The sequence below is a fragment of the Paenibacillus sp. MER TA 81-3 genome, assembly GCF_023713585.1.
GTDB classification, from domain to species: Bacteria; Bacillota; Bacilli; order Paenibacillales; family Paenibacillaceae; genus Paenibacillus_B; species Paenibacillus_B profundus.
In genome coordinates this window covers 60,907-85,793 of record NZ_JAMAWB010000006.1, presented here as the reverse complement: position 1 = coordinate 85,793, position 24,887 = coordinate 60,907, and the positions used below count along the sequence as shown (strand labels likewise).

The 24,887-nt window shown below is 53.1% G+C and carries 20 protein-coding genes; 3 read left to right on the top strand and 17 right to left on the bottom strand.

The annotated features are described in order from the left end of the window. Positions 1-123 precede the first annotated feature (123 nt). The gene (locus M3650_RS09985; protein WP_019423767.1) at positions 124-1,026 is read right to left on the bottom strand and encodes a COX15/CtaA family protein; all 903 of its coding nucleotides are present in this window, start codon (positions 1,024-1,026) and stop codon (positions 124-126) included. Positions 1,027-1,263: 237 nt separating this feature from the next. Then, positions 1,264-1,602 carry a thioredoxin family protein gene (locus M3650_RS09980; RefSeq protein ID WP_019423768.1) on the bottom strand — a complete coding sequence of 113 codons (339 nt, stop codon included), beginning with the start codon at positions 1,600-1,602 and terminating at the stop codon, positions 1,264-1,266. 175 nt (positions 1,603-1,777) lie between these two features. Between M3650_RS09980 and M3650_RS09975 the strand changes: the two genes are divergently transcribed. Both M3650_RS09975 and M3650_RS09970 read left to right on the top strand, forming a co-directional pair. Next, entirely contained in the window at positions 1,778-3,037 is a 1,260-nt protein-coding gene (locus M3650_RS09975) for a DUF2515 family protein (protein ID WP_251574336.1), read from the top strand. Positions 3,038-3,226: 189 nt separating this feature from the next. Continuing rightward, a complete protein-coding gene (locus M3650_RS09970) occupies positions 3,227-3,859 on the top strand; it encodes a DsbA family oxidoreductase (RefSeq protein WP_251574334.1) in 633 nt (210 codons plus the stop codon). Positions 3,860-3,967: 108 nt separating this feature from the next. Here the strand turns inward: M3650_RS09970 and M3650_RS09965 are convergent, their stop codons facing one another. The 13 genes from M3650_RS09965 to M3650_RS09905 all read right to left on the bottom strand — a co-directional run bounded on the left by M3650_RS09965 (position 3,968) and on the right by M3650_RS09905 (position 19,857). After that, positions 3,968-5,533, bottom strand: a complete 1,566-nt coding sequence (locus M3650_RS09965; protein WP_311295061.1) for a CoA-transferase — start codon at positions 5,531-5,533, stop codon at positions 3,968-3,970. Then, entirely contained in the window at positions 5,530-6,273 is a 744-nt protein-coding gene (gene fabG, locus M3650_RS09960) for a 3-oxoacyl-ACP reductase FabG (RefSeq protein ID WP_233697972.1), read from the bottom strand. Before fabG ends, M3650_RS09965 begins: the two co-directional genes overlap by 4 nt. A 46-nt stretch (positions 6,274-6,319) precedes the next feature. Beyond that, complete coding sequence (gene phaZ, locus M3650_RS09955) at positions 6,320-7,237, bottom strand: intracellular short-chain-length polyhydroxyalkanoate depolymerase (RefSeq protein ID WP_251574331.1); 918 nt, start codon at positions 7,235-7,237, stop codon at positions 6,320-6,322. Beyond that, entirely contained in the window at positions 7,234-8,286 is a 1,053-nt protein-coding gene (locus M3650_RS09950) for a 3-oxoacyl-ACP synthase (RefSeq protein WP_251574329.1), read from the bottom strand. The genes phaZ and M3650_RS09950 overlap by 4 nt, the downstream gene beginning before the upstream one ends. Position 8,287: 1 nt before the next feature. Beyond that, positions 8,288-8,554: a hypothetical protein gene (locus tag M3650_RS09945; protein ID WP_251574327.1), complete on the bottom strand. Its 267-nt coding sequence runs from the start codon at positions 8,552-8,554 to the stop codon at positions 8,288-8,290. Next, positions 8,551-9,567 (bottom strand): branched-chain amino acid ABC transporter permease, encoded by a 1,017-nt coding sequence (locus M3650_RS09940; RefSeq protein WP_251574325.1) that lies wholly within the window; start codon positions 9,565-9,567, stop codon positions 8,551-8,553. The genes M3650_RS09945 and M3650_RS09940 overlap by 4 nt, the downstream gene beginning before the upstream one ends. A gap of 5 nt (positions 9,568-9,572) precedes the next feature. Next, the gene (locus tag M3650_RS09935) at positions 9,573-10,433 is read right to left on the bottom strand and encodes a branched-chain amino acid ABC transporter permease (RefSeq protein WP_233697976.1); all 861 of its coding nucleotides are present in this window, start codon (positions 10,431-10,433) and stop codon (positions 9,573-9,575) included. 28 nt (positions 10,434-10,461) lie between these two features. After that, positions 10,462-11,166: an ABC transporter ATP-binding protein gene (locus M3650_RS09930; RefSeq protein ID WP_251574323.1), complete on the bottom strand. Its 705-nt coding sequence runs from the start codon at positions 11,164-11,166 to the stop codon at positions 10,462-10,464. Next, positions 11,138-11,944 carry an ABC transporter ATP-binding protein gene (locus tag M3650_RS09925; protein WP_251574321.1) on the bottom strand — a complete coding sequence of 269 codons (807 nt, stop codon included), beginning with the start codon at positions 11,942-11,944 and terminating at the stop codon, positions 11,138-11,140. The genes M3650_RS09930 and M3650_RS09925 overlap by 29 nt, the downstream gene beginning before the upstream one ends. A gap of 15 nt (positions 11,945-11,959) precedes the next feature. Beyond that, positions 11,960-13,282: a substrate-binding domain-containing protein gene (locus M3650_RS09920; RefSeq protein ID WP_251574671.1), complete on the bottom strand. Its 1,323-nt coding sequence runs from the start codon at positions 13,280-13,282 to the stop codon at positions 11,960-11,962. Between the two features lie 272 nt (positions 13,283-13,554). Further along, on the bottom strand, positions 13,555-16,950 hold the full coding sequence (locus tag M3650_RS09915; RefSeq protein WP_251574320.1) for a winged helix-turn-helix domain-containing protein: 3,396 nt from the start codon (positions 16,948-16,950) through the stop codon (positions 13,555-13,557). Positions 16,951-17,045: 95 nt separating this feature from the next. Then, entirely contained in the window at positions 17,046-18,767 is a 1,722-nt protein-coding gene (locus M3650_RS09910) for a class I adenylate-forming enzyme family protein (protein ID WP_251574318.1), read from the bottom strand. Beyond that, positions 18,676-19,857, bottom strand: coding sequence for an acetyl-CoA C-acetyltransferase (locus M3650_RS09905; RefSeq protein ID WP_251574316.1), 1,182 nt, complete (start codon positions 19,855-19,857; stop codon positions 18,676-18,678). Before M3650_RS09905 ends, M3650_RS09910 begins: the two co-directional genes overlap by 92 nt. A gap of 496 nt (positions 19,858-20,353) precedes the next feature. On the opposite strand from M3650_RS09905, the gene M3650_RS09900 reads away from it, so the two are divergent. After that, on the top strand, positions 20,354-20,782 hold the full coding sequence (locus tag M3650_RS09900; protein ID WP_251574309.1) for a hypothetical protein: 429 nt from the start codon (positions 20,354-20,356) through the stop codon (positions 20,780-20,782). A 186-nt stretch (positions 20,783-20,968) separates the two neighbouring features. Here M3650_RS09900 and M3650_RS09895 read toward each other — a convergent pair whose 3' ends face one another. Both M3650_RS09895 and M3650_RS09890 read right to left on the bottom strand, forming a co-directional pair. Continuing rightward, on the bottom strand, positions 20,969-22,945 hold the full coding sequence (locus M3650_RS09895; protein ID WP_251574307.1) for a methyl-accepting chemotaxis protein: 1,977 nt from the start codon (positions 22,943-22,945) through the stop codon (positions 20,969-20,971). Between the two features lie 202 nt (positions 22,946-23,147). Next, positions 23,148-24,782, bottom strand: coding sequence for a putative polysaccharide biosynthesis protein (locus tag M3650_RS09890; RefSeq protein WP_251574305.1), 1,635 nt, complete (start codon positions 24,780-24,782; stop codon positions 23,148-23,150). Between the last annotated feature and the right edge of the window lie 105 nt (positions 24,783-24,887).

The following is a 24,887-nucleotide window of genomic DNA, read 5'->3' as shown; positions in this document are numbered from 1 at the left end:
AAGCAGCTCGCTGAATCACGCTAACCGGAACAACTTCCGAAAAACGTCAAGCGACCTGCTTCTTTTACATATTGCAACTCGTGGGCCTTATGCCCTTATCATTGATGTATGTATGTCTTCTTATTACTTCCTAAGCTGCCAGACGCGGATGCTCATATGGCACAGAACGCTGAACAACCCGCAAATAAGCGTCGTATGCAGCAAGCTTGCCAACAGGAACAGGTTAGCATCCAGCATTGAAAGGACCACAAATGCCCCGCTGATGATTTGCGCTGCGCAGAGCGCAAGCGACCATATGCCGCACAATTGAATCTCCCGGTTATCCTTATGGTTGTGGTAGGCAAAATGAGCCATAATCGCAACTACGATGAACAGCAGCGCCGCCGCTACACGATGCCAAAACGCAATCGCCGTCCCACCGGACAATTCAGGTATCCATTCCCCGTTGCAGAGCGGCCATCCCATACAGCCTCCCGATGAATCGGTATGCCGTACGAATGCGCCTACATAGATAACAATGTAGGTATAAAGCAAAGTAAACCAGACCCCGTATCGAAATTCCGCACGAATCGGACGGCCTTGATCCGCCTGTACTACAGTTCCCCGTTCATACCGACGCAACACGACGCACAACAGGAAGGAAGAGGCAAAGGCGAGCAAAGAAATTCCGAAATGAAGCGCCATTACGGGTGGAGATTGCGTAAACACAACAGCCAGAGCGCCCATAATCGCTTGAATAATCGTAAATAATAGCGTAAGGAAAGCGTAGCTTACCGCATCGCGTTTGTCTCTCGCAGCGCGCAGAACGAAGATGAACGAGGCCAAGACGAGCAGACCGACAATTCCAGTGACGAAACGGTGGGAATATTCAATCATGGATTCAATCGTGTAAGCGGGAACAAATTTGCCGTTGCAGAGCGGCCAATCCGAACCGCACCCCATTCCGGATCCCGTCTTCGTTACCAATGCTCCGTTCAGCACGACAAGAAACATTCCGATGCATGTAACGTAAGCCAATTGTTTCATTCTACGGTAGATGTTTGAATTCACTAGTTTCACCTGACCCGTTGTTCATAATTGAAGCCGTTCATTATAAATAATAAGAAAAGTATTCCAGTCCGTCTCCCATTATACAAGATTTCCTAAATGAATGTACGGCTAAATTGTGACAAATATTACACTCAGCAGCAGACCATCGCCTTCTTACTCCTCTAAACAAGAAAATCCGTCCGCAAATGGGACGGATCATGCTTTCCTATCCAGTTATACAGCTTCGGACACCGCAAGGGCCCGCTCTACGAACTGCTCGATTTCCGGGCGTGTCTTGCGCAGCTTGTTGACGAATCGAATCGTTTCCTTCCCGTCTTTAAAAGCAACGAAGCTCGGAATGCCCAGTATATGATATTCCTGCGCCACATCGAGGAGTTGCTCTGCATCGACCTCGACGAAAGTCGCCTTGCCTTCAAATTGCGCTTCAAGTTCCGGCATGAACGGATCGATGAAATGACAATCCGGACACCAGGAGGTCTTAAATACTGCAATAATTGTCTGAGATTGAGCGATTACTTCCTGGAACCGTTCGACGACTTGTATTTTTTCCATAGCGCTTCACTCCCTACTTTGTTCAGTTCAAGATATAACAAATGCTTGCGAAAAGTCAAACACGCTGAGTGTACGTCCTCGCTTGAAATTGGACATACTGAGAAGGAAATGCATTAAATTTGTTATTTTTCAGCAGCCTTATCGATTACGCACTTTAACAAAAGGAGGCTTCCCGATGCTTTCCAATCTGTCCAAGCGGTGGCGGCACGCTGTGCAAATGATGCGTCAAGCAGCTGGCACAGTTTACGATGCTATGCGGATGACATGGACTGAACTGCATAATCAGGTGACGCTCATGCGCGAGAGCCGCACGCTCGAATGGAATCGTGCCGCGGCAAAGCGCACGGAGGAACACGTGAACCGCATTCTGCTGGAACGACAGCGGCAACAGTTCGTCAGCGGCAGAAGAGCAGCCGCTTCTTCTTTAACCACGGAGGAATCGATGCTGCTGCGCCACATTCGAAACTCCGTTCGCATGGCGAACCGGAATAACGTCACCCGAACGGCAGCATACGGGCGCATCTACAAATCATATCCCGAGTTGCATTGGGCCTTTCTTGCCCATATGGTGTCGCGTAATGGCGGTTGGAATATGACCGACCTGCAGGGTGAATGGCTGCCGCGCATTATGAGCGCGAATCATCGCCTGTGGGCGTATCGCTTGCTTGAACGATCCAATGCGCTTATTTTTCACGATGCGTATCCTCAACTCTTGCTCTATGCAGCAAGCCGCCGCGAGGGCAAAAGCTTGTTTCACTTGCTGCCCACACTTGACATATCCGCCTTTATGACACCGTTTTGGGAAAGCTTCTGGGTTCAGCCGAACAGTTCGCTCTTAACTACCGCCCTTATCGTCAATGAACAGAATGTTATCGAAGGCAGAGTCGTGCAGCATCCGGATTATCGGGAACACGTTATTAATAAATGGGACTTTCGACTACATGGATGGATGCAAATGAATCAAGTCATCTTTCCCCTCGGCGTCCCGTCGTTGAAAGAACACGAGGCCGTGCCTCTAGTCGGCTTGACCCTTGAAGATTTCTCTGATGTAAATGAGCGAATCTTCTTCGGCCGCAAGCTGTACGCCTTGTTATTCCATACTCCTGAAATTTACGGAGGCGCCTTGCGCTATATGCGTGCCGTACCGCATACCGGCTCGCGATCCGATTATTGGCCGCATATATTTACGAAGAAAGCAGCGGTTCCAGAACATGTCAGGCTCCCAAGCGCTCACCGCGCGTACAGCCCAAGCCTTACCGATGTATGGCAGGACGAGCCCTATACTCCGATCGAACCAGGTGATTGGTTCATCGACGATCGGATGCTGAAGCATATGCAGCCGACACGTCCTCCTCTGCATATTGACATGACTTTGCCGCATGATCGGCTATGGAAGGAAACTGCTTCGCTAGCCGGATTCATTCAACCAAGCTAATCACAACTTGCTGAAATTCATTACAGAACATCATCTCTCATGCCCTTGTTGCTTTAAGCAGGGGCTTGATGAGGAAATATCGACAATATGAGCTGCATAGTATACTATTATCGTTACTAAAAGTAAGTGCTTGTATATATTTAAATTGCTTACTATAATAAAGTAAAGATGACATGGAGGAATGATTTTATGGCTCAACTCAAGATCGTTTCCGACTTCGTTTGTCCGTTTTGTTTTTTGGGAGAGAAGGCAGTGGAAGAAACATTTCAACCTGATGACATCGAATGGATTCCGTATGAACTGCGTCCGGAAGGCAGCGTACCGCTTGATCCGAACAGCGCATATGTACAGCAATCGATGAAGCAAAGCGTCCTGCCAATTGCTGAGCGATTGGGAGTAGACATCAGTCTGCCGGACATCTCACCTATTCCGCGTACCCGTTTGGCTCATATCGGCTTCTACTATGCGAAGGAGCACGGCAAGGGCAATGACTATTTCGTCGGCGTCTTTAAAGCGTATTGGCAGCAAGGACTGGACATTTCCCAGTCTGGGGTGCTTGCCCAAGTGGCGGAGCAAATCGGTCTGGACGCCCATTCATTCTTATCTGCGCTGCAAGATGAGCGCTATGCCAAGCAGCACGAAGAAGGACTCCGGCAGACAGAGAGCGTACGAGCGGTTCCAACGTTCTTCGTCGGCGACCGGGTTCTGCAAGGAATCCAATCCAAGGAAATATTGGAGATCGCACGTGACGAGGCCGCACGGAAGGATACAGCTCAACCGTCTGCTTCCTCGACCGACTCCTGCTCGATTGATGGCTGCTGATGTTAGCTGATGTTAATAATGACTTGATATAGGAAAAAGGACTTTGCACCGTCAGTTTACGATGATGGCCAAGGTCCTTTTTCTCATTCTTATCCATATCGCTGCATCTTACCTGAACAACTTCGCAGCCATCGTCGTCAACTGAGGACTGAGACGGGGCTGAACGTCCATTCGTGCAATAATATCCTCCGCAACGTCAACGCCCTGCGCCACTTCGATGAGCTCCAATTCCCCGCGGCTTAACCGGAATACGGCGCGCTCCGTCACATACAGAACCTCAATGCCGCGCGACGCCGCATATGCAGCATGGAACGTCAGGTGCTCCACCTGCCGCACGAACTTGCGGTGCCTGCCTTCGCGAACAATGCGCAAGCCGCCGTCTGCGAACTCCACCTGCAGGCCGCCGGCCGTAAATGTCGAGCAGAACACCAGCTTCTTCGCGTTCTGGCTTATGTTGATGAAGCCACCGCAGCCCGTTAGCTTGCCGCCATAGCGGCTCACGTTCACGTTGCCCTGCGCGTCTGCCTCCGCCATGCCGAGGCAAGCCACGTCCAGGCCTCCGCCGTCGAAGAAGTCGAACTGCGACGGCTCGTCAATGATGGCTTCGGGGTGCGCGGATGCGCCGAAGCTAAGGCCCCGCGCCGGAGTGCCGCCGATGGGTCCAGATTCGAGCAGCAGCGTCAGATCGCCGCGTCCGGCCTCCCAAGCGGCGTAACCGACGCCTTCGGGCAGGCCGATGCCAAGATTCACCACGCTATGCGGGGGAATCTCTTGCAAGGCGCGGCGGGCGATGACGAGGCGCTCGTCCCTGTCCATAGGAGGCGGCTCTGCCCGGGATGCACTGTCACCGCCCGCATATGCCGGGTTATAGTGTTCGGCGAACGTCATCGCATGCTCTTCCGGCTCCGCCAGCACGACGGCATCCACGAACACGCCCGGGATGACGACCCGCTTCGGGTCAAGCAAGCCGGCCGGCACTCTGCGCTCGACCTGGGCGATGACCAGCCCGCCGCTGTTGCGTGCCGCTTGGGCGAGCGCCAGCATTTCCAGCGTTACGGCTTCTCGTTCCATCGAGATATTGCCGCGCTCATCCGCCGTCGTACCGCGCAGCAAGGCCGTGTGAATCGGGAAGGCCCGGTACAGCAGCTGTTCACGTCCGCCGAGCTGAACAAGCTCGACCAACTCTTCCCTTGTCGCTGCATTCAGCTTGCCTCCTTCCGCTCGCGGGTCGACGAACGTGTGCAGACCGACATGCGTGACCGTTCCGCAGCGCCCGGCAGCGATATCGCGATACAAATGCACGATTACGCCTTGGGGGAAATTATAAGCCTCAATCCGGTTGGCAAGCGCTAAAGCGCCAAGGCGCGGAGCCAAGCCCCAATGGCCGCCGATAACGCGCTTCACCAGCCCCTCGTAGGCCAGATGGTTCACGCCGCGCGCCACCCCGTCGCCTTGACCTGCCGCGTACACGATCGTCAGTGCAGATGGCGCTGCTTCCGTCAAGTAACGCCGCTCCAGCGCCGCCGTTAGCGCTTCTGGATTCGCACAGCCTGCGAATCCCCCTATCCCGACCGTCATCCCGTCGGCGATGAGGCGCACCGCTTCATCCGCGTTCATGAAGCGGACGCCTTGCCGCGGCGCCCGTGTCTTCGGCATAATAGGAACACCGTTCAAATAGATAGCCCTCCGTTCACTTCAATGACGGCGCCGTTAATATAATTCGCCGCGTCGGATGCAAGGAACAGATAGGCCTGAGCCACATCCTCCGGCCGTCCCAGACGGCGCAAAGGCACTTTGTCCCGCATGCCGTCGACGATCTTCTCCGGCATCTTCGCCACCATCTCCGTCGCAATAAATCCCGGCGCGACCGCATTCACACAGATGCCTTTATATCCGAGCTCTCGCGCCCACGTCTTCGTCATTCCGATGACGCCGGCCTTGGTCGCGGCATAGTTCGTCTGCCCGATGTTCCCCTGCACACCGACGATAGAGGACGTGTTAATGATCTTGCCATGTCCTTGGGCCGCCATGTAAGGAGCGCCGTATCGGGTGCAATAGAACACCCCGTTCAAGTTCACGTCAATCACATCCTGCCACTGTTCCGGCGACATCTTCATCAGCATCGCATCGCGGGTAATACCCGCGTTATTGATCAGCACATCAATCGCACCGAAGCGCTCCATCGTCTGCTCCATGAGCTGCTGTGCGCTCTTGGGCTCCGCTACATTGCTCTTAACGAAGATGGCACGCTCGGCCGCAGACGGTCCAAGCTCATTCAGCAATCGAAGTCCCGCCTCTTCATTGAAGTCCGCAATGACAACATTCGCTTCTGCTTCCATGAACAACCGGACGGCCGCTTCGCCAATGCCGTTTGCTCCGCCCGTAATAATTACCGTCTTATCGGTAAGCTTCATAATGAATCCTCCTGTCTGCCGACAATCCGCACTCGTCATGCGGATATTAATGGTGATGAGTGGAGATCGATGCCTCCGCTGACAAGAACGCTTCCATCGCTTGCAGCAGCTGCGGTAAATCATCGACGAGCGGGGAATGCCCGCAATTCTTCAGCGATATGAACTGCGCAATGTCTCCCAAGTCTGCCAGCGTCTCCGTCGTCATCGCTTCGTTAATGACCATGTCCCTTTCTCCGCGAAGCACGAGCGTTGGCGCTGCAATCCGCTTCACCGCGCCGCTGCCTGCCGCAGCTTCGTTGTCGAACACGCTGATGTTGAACGTATTCAACGCATAATACACATCCATCAAGTTCCGCTGCGTCAGGATATCGTCGATATACGCTTCATAGCGCGCTTCCTTAGGGCGATTCTTGTCATAGATGACCGACTCATACAGCAGCTTCATGAAGGCACGGTCACCCCGTGCGTTCGCGTCCCATACCGATCGATTGCGCGCCAATGCTTCAATGCCTTCATAGGTTGCAATCCGCTTGGTCACATCTGGCAGCCCATTCTCACCGTCTTCATAGAATGGATACCCGCGCGTGGATACCGAGGCCAGCAGAATTAGCTTCGTGACCGTATCCGGCCAGTCTGCAGCCAACTCCATCGCTACACCGCCACCTGTGGACCAGCCCATGACGGCGAACCGTTCAAGTCCAACTGCGTGGGCAAACAGCTTCACATCTTCAGAAAATTGTTGCAGGGAACGAATCGGTTGATGGTACGTCGAGATGCCGAATCCTCGCAAATCGATCGCATACAGCTTGTAGCGCGCATCCAGATGCTCCAGCACCACATCCCAATGATAAGAAGAATTCATGTTGCCATGAATGAGCAGGACGACTTCATCTCCACCTTCTCGTTCGCGATATCCGAGCGTTTCCCCGTTCGGCAGCAGCACCGATTTCAACTCTACCCTCATTGGACTTCCCCCCATTTCAAAGTGAGCGCCCCCCATGCATAGCCGATGCCTGCCGCGGCTAGCACCACCACGCTTCCCGGATGAATCAGCCCTTGCTTCATGCCTAACTCTATGCAAATCATCGGGTCAAATTGACCAATATGTCCGAATTCATCCAAATATACCGACCTTCGGTCTGGAATGCCTAACGCCCGGAGCACCGCTTCATGCGCGGAGCGCTTCATATGAAGCAGACCGATAAAGTCAACCTGGTCAAGACTGTAGCCGCTGTCCCGTACCGAGCGCTCCACCACTTCGGCGAAGCGGTCCATCGATACGGCGTCCAACCGGCTTTTCATGCTCTCGGGGTCAGGCACACGGAATCGCGGCTCCCCTTGCGCGATAAGCTCCGCCGTCAGCGGCTGCTTCGTCCCGCCCGCCGCGATGATGACATCTTCGGCGAAGGACCCGTCCGTTATAATCGCTGTCTCCAATACTTCCGGATAAGCGGTGCCAGCATCTGAGCCCCGGCGCAATATCATTGCCCCGCCGCCGGCGCCGAGATTGATCATGAAACGCGTATAAGGATCGGTCACATCAATCAAATCGCCATTGCGGTATCCGCCTGCTAGCAGAACGGTCGAAATGCGCGCATCGCCCCGCATCATCGCCTTCGCCGTCTTCACGGCCATCAGTGTCGTGCAGCAGCGGGACGCCAGATCGAACCCCCATGCATTGATGGCTCCGATATCATGCTGCAGCTTAAGAGCAGCGGTCCATACGGGATACTCCTTATGCTCTTCGCCGATGTAGATAACGAGGTCGATCTCTGCGGGATCGATGCCCGCCCGTTCCAGCGCTTGCCGTGCCGCGCGCGCTCCCATCGCGCAAGGATGATCGTCCGGTCCGGGAACCGGTTTTTCCTTAATGCCAAGCTTCGTCTCCACGATCTCCCGCGGTATGCCTGAAGCCTGTGCGATATCCGCGCTCGTCATCCGGCCTTCCGGTATGTAGACTCCTACCGAAAGCAGCCGAACCACGTCATCTGCTGTATTCGCGTTAACGTTCATGTCATTCCATCCCCCGTTTCATCCGCTGCTGCATGAAGAGCACCGCCTCTTCCCATGAAGCGACCGTCATCTCTTCCTGACCTTGGACATAAGTGACCCGAATGCGCCAAGCGTCACACAGAGCTTCATCGTGGTGCGCTTGGCAGCGGATGACAAACGAACCGACCGCCGTTCCGCCTTCCGCTGCACCGCCTTGCTCTCCTTGGAGACTGCATGCATTCGCCCGCTCATGCTGGCCGTATGCTTCCTTACTGTCGCCCGCCGTCATCCCGCCCCCTCCTTCCGAATCGCATTGGAATCAGCCTGCAGTGACTGCTCAAGTCGACGTCCTCTGCGCTTCAGCCACCAGAGGCGCAGCGTGCCAACAATTCCTGCCGGGAACAGCAGCACGACCACGATGTACAACAAGCCGAAAAAGATAATCCACCGTTCAAAAATCGGATGGAACTTGGCCAATTCCGATAATCCGTGATGCGCCCATTCAATAATGGAAGCGCCAATAATCGCGCCAAACAGCGTGCCTACCCCGCCGATAATCGTCATTAACAGAGCATTCAGCGTCATATCCATCCCGAAGACAGTCGTATTGACAAATCGCAATGTCAGCACATACAGAGAACCGCTTATACTGGCCGCCATACCTGCAACGACGGTCGCAAACACTTTATAATGAACGATCTCATAGCCGAGCGACTCGGTTCGCTGTTCATTCTCCCGAATGGCCAGCAGCACCCGGCCGACCGGGGATTGCGTGAAGCGGCGCAGCAGCAGGAACATAACCACCATGACCGCCAGCGCGGTGAAATACAGGACGGTCCGGTCCTTCATCACGGACGGTATCGGAAACGTAAAGCCGTCATTGCCGTTCGTTAGCGAGCGCCATTTCTCAGCCAGCACTAATAGAAGTCCCGAGAACGCGAGTGTCAACATCGCATAAAAATGACTTTTCAACCGCAAGGACAGCATCCCCACAATATAACTGAGCAGAGCAGACAGCAGCACGCCGACCAAGACGGAAAAGAGAAGCGTTCCGATGGAAGCGTCGAGGCGATCGAGCATTACCCCGCTCGTGTAGGCGCCGATTCCGAAAAACATACAGTGGCCGAATGATACGATGCCAGTAAATCCGAGCAATATGTCATAGCTCATCGCAAAGACAGCGAAGATGCATATTTGTGTCATCAAAATAAGAAAGCTGCGCGAATCATTAATAAAAGGCAACGCCGCCAGGCCAGCGACAAAAATAACGAACCATATCGTTCCGATTTTTGACGTTCTCATCCCGCTCACCCCTTTGCTCCGAACAATCCCGACGGCTTAATGAGCAGCACAATAACCATAAGCAGCATATTTGCCGCAAGCGACAATTCCGGCACGTAGTAAGCCATAAATGCTCCTGATAAGCCAACGAGCAGCGCCGCAAATGCAGAGCCCTGAATGCTGCCCATGCCGCCGATGACGACGACGATGAAGGCCAGAATGGCGAACTGCATGCCCATTTCGGCGAAGATAACACCCGAATACGGTGCCAGGAGTGCGCCGCCAAGCGCTGCCAAGCCGGCTCCCGCCATGAACACCAGCGTAAAAACGCGGCGAATAGGAATGCCCAAAGCTTGCACCATCTCGGGATTCATGACGCCAGCTCGCACAATGAGACCGATTTTCGTCCGCTTTAATACAAACAGCAATCCGGCGAATACTATCGCACCAATACAGATGATGAACAACCGATATTTAATTAAAATGACGCCTTCTACCTCCCAGCTGCCGTTCAAAAGCGGTGGTACATCTGCCTTGAGAGGATTCGGGCCAAACACTACCTTCAGCAGCTCGCTTAAGACGAGCATGGCACCTAACGTCACGAGAATTTGCTGAATATGATTGCCGTACACCGGGCGAATGACAAGCCGCTCCAGCACAAGACCAAGCAGCATGCCGATGACGACGGCACCTAAGATGGCAACGAAGAACGAACCCGTCGCAGCATACAGCCATACCCCTCCATACGCTCCCCAAGCGAACAATCCGCCATGAGCAAAATTCAGCACGCTCATCAACCCGAAGATAAGCGTAAGCCCCGACGCCAACAGGAAGATAAGCATCCCCGTCGCCAGCCCGTTTACGAGTAAGTTAATGATGCCATTCAATATTCGTGTCCCTCCGTTCACGGGCTTGCTATGCGATGCCCAAATATTTGCGTCTTGTCGCTTCATCCTGCTGCAAGTCCGCCATCATTCCTTCAGAGACGATACGTCCTTCATCCATCAAGTAGTACCGATGTCCGATGCGGCTTGCCATCATGAAATTCTGCTCCACTAAGAGCACGGTCGTCTTCGCCTTCATCTGCTCAATAGCAAGCATCAGCTTCTCTACCATAATCGGAGCCAGCCCCTTGCTCGGCTCATCGATGAGCAGCAGCCGATTATCGTTCACATAAGCCCGGGAAATCGCCAGCATCTGCTTCTGTCCTCCGCTTAACAGCCCGCTCTTGCGCCCCCAGAATTTATGCAAATCCGGAAACAGCTCCAGCACCCATTCAAGCCGTGCCTTCGTGTGGTCGTCGTTCAGCCTCATCGCAATGCGCATCGTTTCACCTACGGTCAAATCGGGGAAGATCCCTTGATCCTCTGGAACATATCCGATGCCTTGCCGCGATATCCGATGCGTCGGAAGCGCTTCCACACGTTCGCCTTGAAAGCGGACTTCGCCCTTGGATACCGGATTCAGCCCCATGATTGAGCGGAGGGTCGTCGTCTTGCCCGCGCCGTTGCGTCCAAGCAGCACCGTGATTTCCCCTGGCACCACCTCGAAGGTCACGCCTTGTAAAATATGATATTGACCAATATGCGTCTCAATCCCCCGCACTTGCAACAGCGTCATCGTACAACCCTCCCAAATAAGCCGCTTGAACCGTCTCATTGTTCATAATGTCCTCTGGGCGGCCGTCCGCCAGCAGCTTGCCATTGAATAGCACTGCGATAGAATCAGATAAATCCAACACCATGTCCATCTTGTGTTCGATCAGCACAATCGTGCGGTTGCCGGCTTCCTTCACTTTGCGGATGACTTCAAGAATGGCTGGCACCTCCTCAATGGAAATGCCGGCTGTCGGCTCGTCGAGCAGCAGCAGATCCGGCTGCAGCGCGAGCAGCATCGCCAGCTCCAGCTTGCGCTTCTCCCCATGAGCAAGGTAGTTAGCCATTACGCCAGTCCGGTTGCCAAGCAGCACCATATCAAGCCAATGCTTCGCCTCCTCTTCGAACCTGCGGTACGCTTTCGCCGAAGCATACCAGTTCAAGCGGACACCCTGCTGCGACTGAACGGCTAGCCGCACATTTTCGAGCACGGTCAAGTTGGGGAATACGTTCGTAATCTGAAAGGAACGCCCCATTCCTAAGCGCGTGCGTTGAAACGGAGCAAGCGGCGTAATGTCCTTACCTTTGAAGCGCACATATCCGGCCGTCGGGCGCAGCTGTCCGCTAAGCAGATTGAATAGAGTCGTCTTGCCCGCGCCGTTCGGTCCGATAATGGACTTGAAGCGGTTGCGCTCCACCTTCAAGCTGACCTCTTGAACGGCCACATGACCACCGAATGCAATCGTCAGCCCTTCGGTTTCCAATATCATGTCATTTACTTGATCTGTTCTCGTTCCACTCATGACCCCACCTCCTGACTAGCGTTTGTTGCGTATTGGCGGAGCCGTTTCTTCCGGTGACAGCTCGCGAATCAGCACCGGAACCGGATAATCGATCCCGTCCTGCTGCTCCAATTTAACCGCATACAGCGTCTGCAGCGCTTGATGATCCTCTGCTCGGAACGTCATCTTGCCTTTTGGCGACTCGAAGCTCATTCCTTCCATAGCCGCAATCAATTTCTGCGTGTCCATCTCGCCATCGGTTTTCTTAATCGCTTCGATAATCGCGATCGCGGCAGACATGCCTCCCGGCGTGAACAGATCCGGCAAATCGCCGTTGAACCGTTTCTTATGCTCTTCCACCAACCATTTATTCACGTCATTATCCGGCAGCGTGTGATAGTAGACCGAAAATCCTTCCATTCCGGTCAGCTCCTGCATCGTCTTAAGCGATGCGATATCCGGCGCGCCGGTTGATATCTTAATGCCCTGTTCCCTCACCTTCATATCCTGCAGCTGCTTCCATGGCGTGTTCGCTCCGGCCCACACGACGAACAAATAATCCGGCTTGGCGCTCACAATCTTCTGAATGTTCGCAGTAAAGTCGGTTGCCGTTGCGTCCGCGTACTGTTCCTCTACAATTTCCGCTCCAAGCTTGACCGCTGCTTCCGTGAACGCTTTAATGCCGTCGCGGCCGAACGCGCCATCAGGAGCGAAGGTGGCAATCTTCACGCCCTGCTTCGCAATCGCCGCGGCACCAGCCACCGCATCCTGCGAAGAGTTGCGCGCGGAGCGGAACACATATTTGTTCCACAGCTCGCCGGTGATGCTGTCGGCAACTGCCGGTTCAACGACCATCACTTTCTCATACTCCTCTGCAAGCGGAAGCACGGCAAGTGTATCGCCTGAGCTGGAGGAACCGACGAGGAAGTCAACTTTATCGGTCTCGAGCAGCTTGGTCGCTTTCTTCACCGCCACGTCGGGCTTCGTCTCTGTATCTTCGATGATGAATTCAATTTTCCGTCCGGCTGCCGTCTTCGTGCCTTGAGTAGCATAATCAATACCGAGCTCGAATCCGCGTGTACTCTGCTTGCCGTAGCTTTCCAGCGCGCCTGTCATCGAAGCGAGGACACCAATTCTAATAGGTGGTTTATCGGCGGCTTCTGCGCCTTTGGCCTCGCCATCCTTATCTTTGTTCTCTCCGGAATTACTGCCGGAGCTGCTGCCCGATGCATTGCCGCCATTGTCTGCACCCGCGTCTGTTCCGCCGCTGCTTGCGCATGCGGTAGCAAAAAGAAGGACGAATGCAAGCAGTCCGAACATGCAAGCGCGTGACAATCGGTGAGAGATACCAAAATTCATAGACACACTAAAAAACCCCCTTACGATTCAATTCCCGTTCATCATAAGAGGGTTCGGTTACAAATGAGTTGCACATCATCTTTTCATTCTACTAGAAGTATGGTGAATAACGGCCAAAAGATGTAAAAGTACATGTAAGTAGCCCCAAAACCGGAGTATCGCCAAAAACGGCCAAATTGTACTGCACTTATGCAGATTGCTCAAGGTAAACGGCGCTCGATACTCCATTGACCTGCACATTTGCAGTTTGTCGTGACTATTTCACCGGACTTCTAAAGGTTGTCTTCAAAGCCCCCTTGCACTACTATCGAAGTCATCAATTCTCGAATACTTGGCATAGGCTCGATGCCAAGTTCATCCTGCAGAGCTTTGGCGCACTTGCGGTACCATTTCAGCGCTTGGATGCGATTATTCAGCCTAAGATGGCATGAAATCATGATGCGGTACGCCTCTTCCCAGCAGTGGTCCTTGACCGTCATCGCCTCTGCCCATCGTATCGCCTTATCGTAAGCTTCCACCTCGACATAATAGAGAGAGAGCCGTTCCGCTCCGCGCATAAACAGCACCTGTAACCGTTCTCTCTCCTCGATGCACCAATCTTCATAACGCCGTTCCGGCAAATAGTCCCCTTGATACCGATGAAGCCCTTCTTCCAGGAGGGGGATCGCCTCATCCGCATCATTCGCTTCCAGCCCGTACACGATCGATTGCTCGAATCGATTCGCATCGAGCACCCAGCCTGCAGCCGGATTCAACTGATAGGCCGATCCCCGGCGAATGATGAAGTAAGGCGTAGCTCGGGCGCGGCGATGAGGCTCCAAAGCGGTATTCAATGCGTTGAGAGCAACCTTGAAATCGCGATTGGCCGCTTTCTCTTCCGCATCGGGGAACAGCTGGACGAACATTTCCTCCTTCGTCAAGGGGCGATGGCGACGGGTGACCAGCAACTGGAACAGCTCCTTCGCTTTACCGCGCTGCCAATCTTTATCTTCCAGTTCCACATCTCCGAGGCGAACGCGGCATTCGCCTAGCGTATCGATATATAGCGTGTAGCCGGGATGATAGGTCAATCGGTCCATTCCAAGCTCTGTCAGCAGTGAAGCAGCATAGGCGCGGCATAGGCCCAGCCGCACAGCTTCAATGAGCAGCGGAATGAGCTGCTGCGTATCGCTTGGACCGAACAAGGTGCGCCGTGTAAAGAGAAATGCGTACCCTTCCTGCTCGACCAGTGTCAAAAGGCGTTCCATCGAGACCGCAAACCAGCCGTCCTGCTCCAAGCGATAGGCTGTCAGCGCCTGCCACATTTCCGTGGACGCGCATCCGAATTTGTCTCCGCATGCGACGAAGCGCTCACCGCATTCACGGAACACCTGCTCCGCTTCCTCGCAGCGGTTGGCGTAGAACAGCGCTATCCCCATGCTCAACCGAATGAGCGCGGTCAGCCAGCCGTCGTTCGCGCTCTGCGTTTCATCCCAAGCGGTCTGGCCGTAACGAAGCGCTGTTTCCGCCGAGCGGGCTTTGCCGAACAACAAACATAATCCCATATACGGCTCTGCGCTCCCCCGCTTCACCTCCAGCCGCTCCATGATGGTCAGCGCCGCATGATAGCAATCCGATGCCACCTCGGCATCGTAAGTGCCCATCAATTGCGCGGCATGTCCCATTCTCATCCAGCCGCACGCTTCCACGAACGGCGCCTTCAAGCGAATGCCGTGCATCATGCCTGCTTCCGCTGCCCGCTTAGCCGAGGGCGGTTCGCCGCACATGCTGTAGATAAGCGACAGCAGCAGATCAATTTCGCGATGGGATCGCGACAGCGTCTTCGGATGATAGCTGAGTCCTCGGTATATTGTCCCTTCCTCTCGTTCCAAATGCTGCGCTCGTATCAGCTTCGCCTTCGCTTCGCGAAGCCGTCCAGTACGCAGGCATAGCCTTGCTTCCAAGAGCCAGTCACGGCTATCCTGCTCCACGCAAATCGCACGGTCATACCAGATCTGCGCTTCCATCCCTCTGCCAGCGTTCAGCATATTTTCCGCCATCATCGCATACAGCCGCGCCAGCCGCTCTCGCTCTCTTGTATGGCCATGCCACGCAGAGTAATAAGGGGCAGCCGTAGCTTGAACATTTGCATTAGTTTGGTTCCCAGACGGCGCAAACCAATCTGCTCCTCCTTCTTGCTCCAATGGCGGGTAATATCCGCACAATGATTCCGCCAGCGCAATGGCCCGCTCAAGCAGCGGCTCCGCCATTCCCGGCCGAATCGTATCCAAATATAAGAGCGACTGCCCTTCGAGGGCCATCATCTGCACCATCCGATTGCCTACGCTTCCGGCTCCATACTCTGCCAGCCGATACTGCTCAAATGCCGCTTCATATTGACAGTGATAACGCAAAATATCGCCTTGAAGCACAAGCAAATAGGGATGGCGATGCTTAATCCGTTCCGGCAGCTTCATTAATGAGGTATAGACAAGCTCCAAATGGCCGTTCTGTATCAGTTCACTGCCTCCGTCCTGCAGCAAGAGCGCCATTTCATCCTGATCTTGCAGCGCAACCGCTTGCGTCATCGCAAGATCGTATCGTCTGCGGGCGGCAAAGACGTGCACCGCCTGCCTCAGCAAGGAACCGTGCCACTCCGGCTGCCTCCTGAGCTGTTCCGCTAGAAATTCCCGAAATAAGGCATGATAACGGAACTGCCGATCGTCAATCGCCGTCAACAGCCCGCTTCCGCACAGCTGAAGCAACATGGCGTAAGAGCCATGCCTTCCGCATACCGCGTCGCACCACTCTCCGGTTAGTTCGTCAAAGATGCTCGTCTCCAGCATGAACGTGCGGATGGAGGACGGCTGCTTCTGGAACAGCTCCAACGCCAGGAATTGGAACAGGTCCTCCATTGTCTCCCGCGGAGCCTCGAGCACCTCATCCAACGATCCATTTGATGAAAGTAAGCGCTGCCAAATGAATTGGACCGCAATGATCCATCCTTCCGTTTGCTCGTACACCTGATGGATTTGCCGCCTCGTCAACGGGTAATCATAATAATCGCTGAACAGAACATCGATTTCTTCTTCATTAAAGGTGAGATCTTCTTTGGTGAGTTCAAGTAAATGTCCACGGATTCGCATAGAGGCCAGTCCTTCCCATTGCGGGCGTGAACGGGAGGAAAGGACGAAGCGCAGTTTATCGCAATCAGGCAAATAAGTGAGCACATATTGCATCCATTGCTCAATGCTGTCGGTTGCTTCCACGAGATGATAGTCGTCGATAATGAGCACTGTCAGCTGTGGAAGTCCGGTAAGTTCATTCAGAAACAAATCTGCCAGCGCATAGATGTCCTCGCTGCTGCTCCGGTTTCCGCTTCTTAGCTCGGCAAGCATCGTCTCTCCGAATTCGGGAACCGCTTGCCTAAGCGTGTAGACGATATGAGATACAAAAGGAATGAAGTCATTGTCTTGGGGAGATACGCCGTACCATGCATACGTCATGTCAGAGGAACGAAGAAATGCGGAGAGCGCCGTCGTCTTGCCGAATCCCGGACCTGATGTCAATACGGTGAGCGGGTAGTCCGGTATGCGGGAGAGCCGCTTGGCTATCTGAGGACGGTGAAGCAGCTGCTTTTTCAAAGGTGGCGGCATCAACTTCATTTTAAGCACGCGTCCTTCTTTCATGCATAACCTCTCTTTTCCAACATTCTCCTGTTTATTGTAGCATATTTGATTTGATTTCCACTGTTTTTTCACAAAAAAATGAGCGGCTGACTGCGTCAACCGCTGAACCATTGCTTCATTTGTTTTTTGTCCAATTTGCCCACCGCCGTCTTCGGCAGCTCTGTGACGAACATGAACCGCTTCGGCACTTTATATTTCCCGATGCGGGCAGAGCAGAAAACGATAAGGTCAGCTTCCGCAACAGAAGTGACTTCATCAGCTACAATTACCGCTGCAACGACCTCTCCCCACTTATCGTCAGGCAGGCCAATAACAGCCGCCTCCTTGACGTGCGGATAGCTTGCCAGCGTCTGCTCCACCTCCAGCGGATACACGTTCTCTCCACCGGTAATAATCATATCTTTTTTGCGCCCGACAATATAGAAATAGCCTTCCTTATCTTGTTTAGCCAGATCGCCCGTCAAGAACCAACCCTCCCGCAGTGCGCCAGACGTGGCCTCCGGGTTGTTCCAATAATGCGAGAACAGGTGCCCTCCCCGAAGCGCCAGCTCCCCGACCTGATCCATTAGTAAAGCATCTCCTTCCGTTGGGATGAGCTTCACCTCGCTGAACAGCATCGGGAGACCGACGGATCCGGGTTTCTGTGCCGCGATGAGCGGGTCAATCACGAAGTTGTTCGGTCCCGATTCGGTCGCTCCATAACCTTCTTTGAACGGGAGGCCCTTCGCCTTGAAGGCATCATATACCGACAACGGGCAGGGAGCTCCTCCAGACAGGAACGTTCGCATCGTCGGAAACGCCGACCGTGCAAACTCGTCGGATTGAATAAGCATATGGTACATGGTCGGCACCATGAGCGCTATCGTACACCGTTCTTCGTTCAACAGCCGCACCATATCCTCACTCTGAAACGATCGCACCATGATGACTGTTCCCCCCGCCATCAGCATCGGCAGCGTCAGTGCGTTCATCCCGCCGGTATGAAACATTGGCAGAATCGTCGGTGTAACGTCATTTTCCGTCAACTGCCAACTGATGACGGTGTTGATCGCATTCCAGAATACCGAACCGTGGGTCAGCACAACCCCCTTCGGCTTTCCAGTCGTGCCGCCGGTGTATATCATCATCCACGCATCATCAAGTGTCAGAGCCGCCCGTTGCACCAGCGTACGTTCACCAGCTGAATGCTCTCCCGCTGAACCGATGTCACCGTTCGCATTTCCTACTGAACTCACATTGGACGCTTTATCCGATTTCTTGTCCGATTCGTTATCGTTATCTGAGTCCTTATCTGATTCAACATCCGCTACAGACAACAGGACGCAGGATACTAGCTGCAGCCCTGACATAATCCCCTTCATATCCGCATCCTCATCGTCATACAACAGCACCTGCGGCTCGCAGTCCAGTATGATTTCGTCGAGCTCCGGAATCGATAACCGCCAATTCAATGGCACCGCAATGGCACCGAGCATCCCGCAGGCGAGCATAGCTTCCAGCATCTCCGCTTGATTGTGCAGCAGGATGACAACGCGGTCGCCCAGCTTAATGTTGGAAGACTGCAATGCGGCAGCCAAGCGCTCCGAGCGAAGATGAAGGCTGCGGTAGGTGAGACGGAGCCCGCTTTTCCAGTCCACCACTGCAATCCGATCCGGTGTATGCAGGCACCGTTTATCGAACCAGTGAACTGCACTATCATGCACAGCTTCATCCCTCCGTTCTTGTTCAGCCTCGTTCGACAACAACAGCGACACCATGACCGCCTCCCACACAGAGAGCTGCTGCGCCATATCGAACTTGTCTGCGTTGCATCTCATGAATCAAGGTAACTAGCACCCGCGTTCCACTCGCCCCGATAGGATGTCCGAGAGCAATGGCGCCGCCGTTCACGTTCACTCGCTCTGGTTCAAGTTCCAATTCATGCATCACGGCTAGCGCTTGGGCCGCGAACGCCTCGTTGATTTCGAACAGGCCGATATCTTGCAGACGCAAGCCTGCCTTGAGCAGCGCCTGCTTGATGGCGGGAACCGGGCCAAGCCCCATCCACTCCGGTTCAAGCCCGACAGCGGCATACCCGCGAATGGAAGCGATAGGCGCGAGCTGATGCGCAGCAGCCGCCTCCGAGCTGCACAGCACGACAGCAGCCCCGCCGTCATTGATGCCTGACGAGTTGCCCGCTGTCACCGTACCTTGTGCGCTGAAGGCGGGCTTCAGCTTCCCAAGCGCCTCCATGGTCAATCCCGGCCGCGGATGCTCATCGGTCGCGATAAGCCGCGCGCTCCCCTTGCGGTCCGCAATGGATATCGCAACGGTCTCCTCTTCGAAGCGCCCCTCCCGCATCGCTGCTTCCGCGCGTTGCTGACTTTGCAGCGCAAAGGCGTCCTGCTGCTCGCGCGTCAGTCCGTAGCGCTCGGCAAGACGCTCCGCCGTCACTCCCATCGGGTGCTTGATGATGGCGCACGTCAGTCCGTCAAGCAGCACCGAATCAACCAGCTCCCCATGTCCGTATCGGTAGCCTTGACGCGCCTGCTTAAGCAAATAAGGGGAATGCGTCATATTTTCCATGCCGCCCGCCATAATCACGCCCGCATCTCCAGATCGTATGCATTGCGCTCCCAGCATCACCGCCTGCATACCTGACCCGCATACAAGATTCACGTTCGTTGCCGGAACGCACACCGGAATTCCTGCCTTCACTGCTGCCTGTCTTGCGCCATTCATTCCAATCCCGGCCTGCAGCACCTGGCCCATATAGACCTGGTCTATCCGCTCACTTGCAATATTCGCACGTTTACAAGCTTCCTCCATGACAACCGCGCCCAACTCCACTGCCTCCATATCCCGGAAATTGCCCTGAAACGCTCCGATTGGAGTGCGCACGGCACTCGCAATGATCACTTCATTCAAGTCGTCCACCTCATTGTTCGTACTAGAGTCGCTTCCAGTAAACAGGATGGCGGTTACAAATCAGTTGCACCTGTCGACAGCCTGAAAAAAATCCCCCCAGGGTGTCCCACTATCGAGAAACCCTTGAAATCAAAAAATAGAGGGGATCCGCTGGAGTAACCTGACGATTGCCCTTGAATCCGTGTCACTTTTGTATACTCTTATTCTTATTGAATTGAATTAGCAGTGACTATGGTGAAAATACCCCACCATTCTTTTTTCTTCTCAATTTTCTCAATATATTTCGGGTTTCTCGTCAAGCTCAGGCCCCCCACGAGTGTTCCATGCAAACATCTCGTGTTCGCAAATGGGTTACCGAAGAGACTGAACGCAACTGAGTGAACTGAGCGAGACTAAGCAAGACTGAGCGAGACTTAGTAGAAGACTAAGTAAACTGAACAAGACTGTGTTAAGGTGCAAGGAATTTGCCGCGTGGTCTGAGAGTTTGGGAGAGTGGATGAAAGAGCAGATCAATGGATGCAAGCCGAACATACGTCCTGCTGATGCTGTTGCTGTTGCTGTTGCTGTTGCTGTTGCTGTTGTTATTGCTGTTGTTATTGCTGTTGTTATTGTTATTGTTGTTATTGTTATTGTTGTTATTGTTATTGTTGTTATTGTTGTTATTGTTGTTATTGTTGTTATTGTTGTTATTGTTGCTATTGTTGTTATTGTTGCTATTGTTGCTATTGCTATTGCTATTGCTATTGCTATTGCTGTTACTGTTGCTGTTTCCCTGTTAATGCTGCTGTTGTGCAATTTGCTATTCTTGCTGCATCATCCTCCAAACAGTCGTTCCATTGGAATACGTACAGTCTTCTGCCTGTTTTCAAGCGTAAACTCACCTTTCCACTGGAAATCTTCCAGTCGAATCGTAATTAAGCCTTGAGTTCAGCCGTTTGAGCATGTTTCTGCTGGATTATTTCCAATGGTTCACCATGTTATCAGCCTAAACCTTCAAATCCATTGGACAGAATCCAGTCATTATCCACAATAGAAAAACCGTCAGGGTAAAATCACTCTGACGGCCTTTAGGATTGGCGGACAACTGTAATATTTGCGCGTGCCCGTATATTTATGACTTGAAGCGTGCAGATAACTGCTGCAAATCATCAGCAATGCTTGCCAAATGATTCGCATATGACGCCATTTCCTGCATTGCTGCATTTTGCTGTTCGCTTGCTGCTGCGACGGTCTCCATTTCCATTAACGTACCATTCGTCATTTCGCTCGCGGCATCGAAAGATTCGATCATGTCAGCGTTCGAAGACGCAAGCTGCGAACCCAGTTCCGTCACGTGATTCAACTGAACGTTCATTTCATCGATCGCTTGGAAAATATCTGTAAAGCTATTCGTTACCGATTCGGTTAACTGCTGTCCAACGGCCACGGACTCTACTCCATTCTGCATGGCGGTCCATACAGAGTCAGAACGCTCCCTAATCTGCTGCACCATGCCCGTAATCTTCCCTGCGGCCTCCTTCGTCTCCTCCGCCAGCTTGCGCACTTCGCCCGCTACAACTGCGAAGCCACGCCCATGTTCACCTGCGCGAGCCGCTTCAATAGCTGCATTCAATGCAAGCAGTTCCGTCTGAGCAGCCACCTCTTGGATAAAGGCAACGATACGATGAATGTGATGCGATTGCTCATTCAATCGCTCTGTCTCCGCCTTGGCCTGTTCCGTGTTCTGCGTAATGGCATCCATCTGCATGCGCACGCTGTCCAGTGCCTTTCCTCCACTCGCTGCCCACTCGCTCATCTCTTGTGCCGCATGAGAGGAACTGCCTACGAGTGTTACGACACGATGCAGCTGTGATGCAGATTGATGCGCTTGTACCGTTACGGTATTCAAGCGTTCATCCAACAGTGCCGATTGAGTCGACACTTGCTGATAGGAGGCCGCGACCTCCTGCAAGGAGCTTACGTTCTCCTCCGAACTAGCGGATAGCTCCTCGGCGGAAGCCGCAACCACTTCGGATACTTCACGTATTTGCGCCATAATGTCGGATAAGGAATGCGTCATCGAGTTGAAGTTCTTTTCCAGACGGCCAATTTCGTCCAATCTTCCGTCTACCGGAACTCTAACAGAGAAATCACCGTCTGCAATCCGCTCTGTCAATTGCTGAATCCGCACGACGGGGCGTATGATGTTACGAACGAACTTCCACAAAAACAAACCAATAAGACCGATCAATACGACGAGAAATACGGAGGCGATAATGACGATTTCATTCGCTTGGGCGTTAATTTCACTTCGACTCAAGACCGAGACGATGTTAATCCCAAGTTTGTTTCGCTTATCATAGCTGATGAATTCATGCCTGCCGTCAGCGTTCGACATATACTTGCCATATTCGTCTGATAGCAGCTCTTTATATTGCTCTCTGTCCAGTTGGGAGCCCTGCTTATGTACCGGATGGGATAGCACGTGATTGTCCTTATCAATTAGGCTGATATACCCGCTGTCCCCCACCTTGAATTGGCTAACCGATTGATTTAAATTGTCGATTGAGACATCAATGCCTGCAACCCCTTCCCCATTCGGTAACGAACGGGAGAACGTCACAATCATTTGTCCCGTAATCATATCTTGATAAGGCTTGGAGACGATGACTTCGCCTTCATGCTCTTTGGCCAATTGATACCACTCGCGTTTTTTCGCTTCATTGATGTCAATCTCACTGCCGCTGTTGTCGATATATTTATCTCCAAGCAGGACATAAGCAAACAATATGTTGCTGATGTCTGAAGTCAGGTCCGTGACCCGATGTTTAATCCGCGTCACATCCTGCGAGTTCTCGCTTATGCTGGCCGCCAGACTGCTTACAATATGCCCATTCGTCTCATAAGTCTGATTCAGCATTCGCGAAATGGATTGTGTCGCTTCATTGACCTCGTCATACATCATGTTTTTCGTGTTGTATGATGCCGTTATCGTTAAGATAACGATGAGGGCAATCGTAGGAACGATAATGAAGCAGGTGAGCAGGAAAATAATTTTTTTATGTAGAGAACGTTGAATCGATTGAGCCCAATTTCTATAGTATTTCAATGTAAAATCCCCTTTGCCAATCTTGAAGTCAGACACTTTTCGTATATCGGAAATATTGATAATGTTTTTATACTTTTCAGAAAATATACATCAGGTAATTAAAGGAAATTCCGGTTAACGTCTCTCCCCTGCAACCCCAAAAAAAAGACTGCGCCCCTAAGCTCTCCTCGGCACAGTCTTGCTATCATTGTATAACTCTCGCTTATCTCCGCGAACGTCCCCGTGTCGAGCCGCCTTGCAGTCGCATTAATGGACGCAGCGCCTTCTGAACGGGACGCGGATAGCTCCCAAGTTCATCCTGACGCACGACGCGGAAAGCAACCATTCCAACTACGAACAAGGCTACGACGACTAAAGCTACAATACCAGCTGTGAACATGTATACTAGCTTGGCCGGCAGTATTCCGACCAACTGCTCGCCCAATTTCTCGACTCCGAAGCCGATGCCGCCGGCCAACACAACGGTGAGCAGAAAGCCCGGCCAACGATTACCGAGCACATCGAACGGAACTACCTTCTTCATGACGCGAAGATTAAGCCACGTAATGATAAGGAAGCTTATCGCCGTGCCTCCAATGATGCCGTAAATGCTGAAGAAATGAACAAGTCCAAAGCTGGCGAGCAATTTAATAATAATGCCAAGTGTTACGCTAATCATAGCGATATAAGGCTTACCAAGTCCGATCAGAATGGAGCTCGACGTCATCATCGTAATTTGAAAAATGGTTCCAAAAGTAAGCATGGCAATAATTCCCGCACCATCCAGTGTACTGAACAAGAAGCCGTTGACAGAGTATGCTCCGACCGCAAGGGCCAATACGATCGGCATGCCGCTCAGTACAGAAATACGCATCGCCAAAGAGGTCTGGCGTTTCAAATGATTCAAGTCCCGCTTGGCAAACGCCGCAGAAATGACCGGGATAAGCGAAGTGCTGAGCGCAATCGCCAAAATCGGCGGTATGCCTGCAATCGATTGTGCCCTTTGCCCGAGGATACCATATAAATGCGCGGCTTCTACCTGTCCGAGATCCGGAGCCAGCAGCGGAATCGTAATGGACGTATCGATAAAATTCACCGCAGGAACAGCCAGTGAAGACAGTACGATAGGGACGGACAAAGCAAAGATCGAACGGAAAATATCACTTAAAGGAACCTTCTTAGCCCCGGTGCGACGCGCACGGACACCTGCCTTACGGTCTGCCTGGCGCAGCTTGCCGAGGTAATACACCATAATGATGAAGGCGCCGACACTTCCCAGCACACCGCCGAAGGAAGCTGCAGCTGCCGTCCATTCCTGGGATGCTCCGTTGTGCATGAGCACGAAGGCAAGTCCGATCGCGGTCACGACGCGGAGTACTTGCTCCACGATCTGAGACACTCCGCTCGCTTGCATCATGTTGCGTCCTTGCGTATAACCGCGCATCATAGCGATGACCGGGAACAACAACAGCGCCGGCGCTAACGCACGAATGGCAAGCGCGGCTTCCGGCAACTGGATCATGTCTGCATAGAACGGTGCAAATATGAACAGCAGGGCCGTCGCGACGACGCCTGAGACTAATCCGAATAAGAGCGCCGCATAATAGACTCGCTCCGCTTCACGCACTTGGTTCAGCGCATAGCGTTCGGAGACCATTTTGCTCAGTGTGCTTGGAATACCCGCCGTCGCAACGGCAAGTATCATAAGATATACCGTCTGCGAAGCCGCGAACGATGCGTTCCCGACGGAACCTAGCATATGCTCGAGCGGCACGCGCTGGAATAAGCCAAGCACACGCGCCACTAACGTTGCAGCGGCGATGATGAGCGTTCCTTTTATAAATGATTCCTTTGCCAAACGTTTCCCTTCTTTCTTTATGCTAGCCCGTACCTCATCAGGTCATACAAGCAGGAAGAGCCTCTGTCGAAGCTCTTCTAGAGGTTGTCCAAAAAGCCCCCTCGG

Coding starts and splice junctions, on each gene's coding strand:
- M3650_RS09980 (WP_019423768.1), bottom strand. CDS start 1,602: ATGGAAAAAATACAAGTCGTCGAACGGTTCCAGGAAGTAATCGCTCAA.
- M3650_RS09930 (WP_251574323.1), bottom strand. CDS start 11,166: ATGACGCTGTTGCAAGTGCGGGGGATTGAGACGCATATTGGTCAATAT.
- M3650_RS09975 (WP_251574336.1), top strand. CDS start 1,778: ATGCTTTCCAATCTGTCCAAGCGGTGGCGGCACGCTGTGCAAATGATG.
- M3650_RS09910 (WP_251574318.1), bottom strand. CDS start 18,767: ATGAGATGCAACGCAGACAAGTTCGATATGGCGCAGCAGCTCTCTGTG.
- phaZ (WP_251574331.1), bottom strand. CDS start 7,237: ATGAGGGTAGAGTTGAAATCGGTGCTGCTGCCGAACGGGGAAACGCTC.
- M3650_RS09920 (WP_251574671.1), bottom strand. CDS start 13,282: ATGAATTTTGGTATCTCTCACCGATTGTCACGCGCTTGCATGTTCGGA.
- M3650_RS09970 (WP_251574334.1), top strand. CDS start 3,227: ATGGCTCAACTCAAGATCGTTTCCGACTTCGTTTGTCCGTTTTGTTTT.
- M3650_RS09945 (WP_251574327.1), bottom strand. CDS start 8,554: ATGACGGCGGGCGACAGTAAGGAAGCATACGGCCAGCATGAGCGGGCG.
- M3650_RS09950 (WP_251574329.1), bottom strand. CDS start 8,286: ATGAACGTTAACGCGAATACAGCAGATGACGTGGTTCGGCTGCTTTCG.
- M3650_RS09985 (WP_019423767.1), bottom strand. CDS start 1,026: ATGAAACAATTGGCTTACGTTACATGCATCGGAATGTTTCTTGTCGTG.
- M3650_RS09925 (WP_251574321.1), bottom strand. CDS start 11,944: ATGAGTGGAACGAGAACAGATCAAGTAAATGACATGATATTGGAAACC.
- M3650_RS09900 (WP_251574309.1), top strand. CDS start 20,354: ATGAAAGAGCAGATCAATGGATGCAAGCCGAACATACGTCCTGCTGAT.
- M3650_RS09915 (WP_251574320.1), bottom strand. CDS start 16,950: ATGAAAGAAGGACGCGTGCTTAAAATGAAGTTGATGCCGCCACCTTTG.
- M3650_RS09940 (WP_251574325.1), bottom strand. CDS start 9,567: ATGAGAACGTCAAAAATCGGAACGATATGGTTCGTTATTTTTGTCGCT.
- fabG (WP_233697972.1), bottom strand. CDS start 6,273: ATGAAGCTTACCGATAAGACGGTAATTATTACGGGCGGAGCAAACGGC.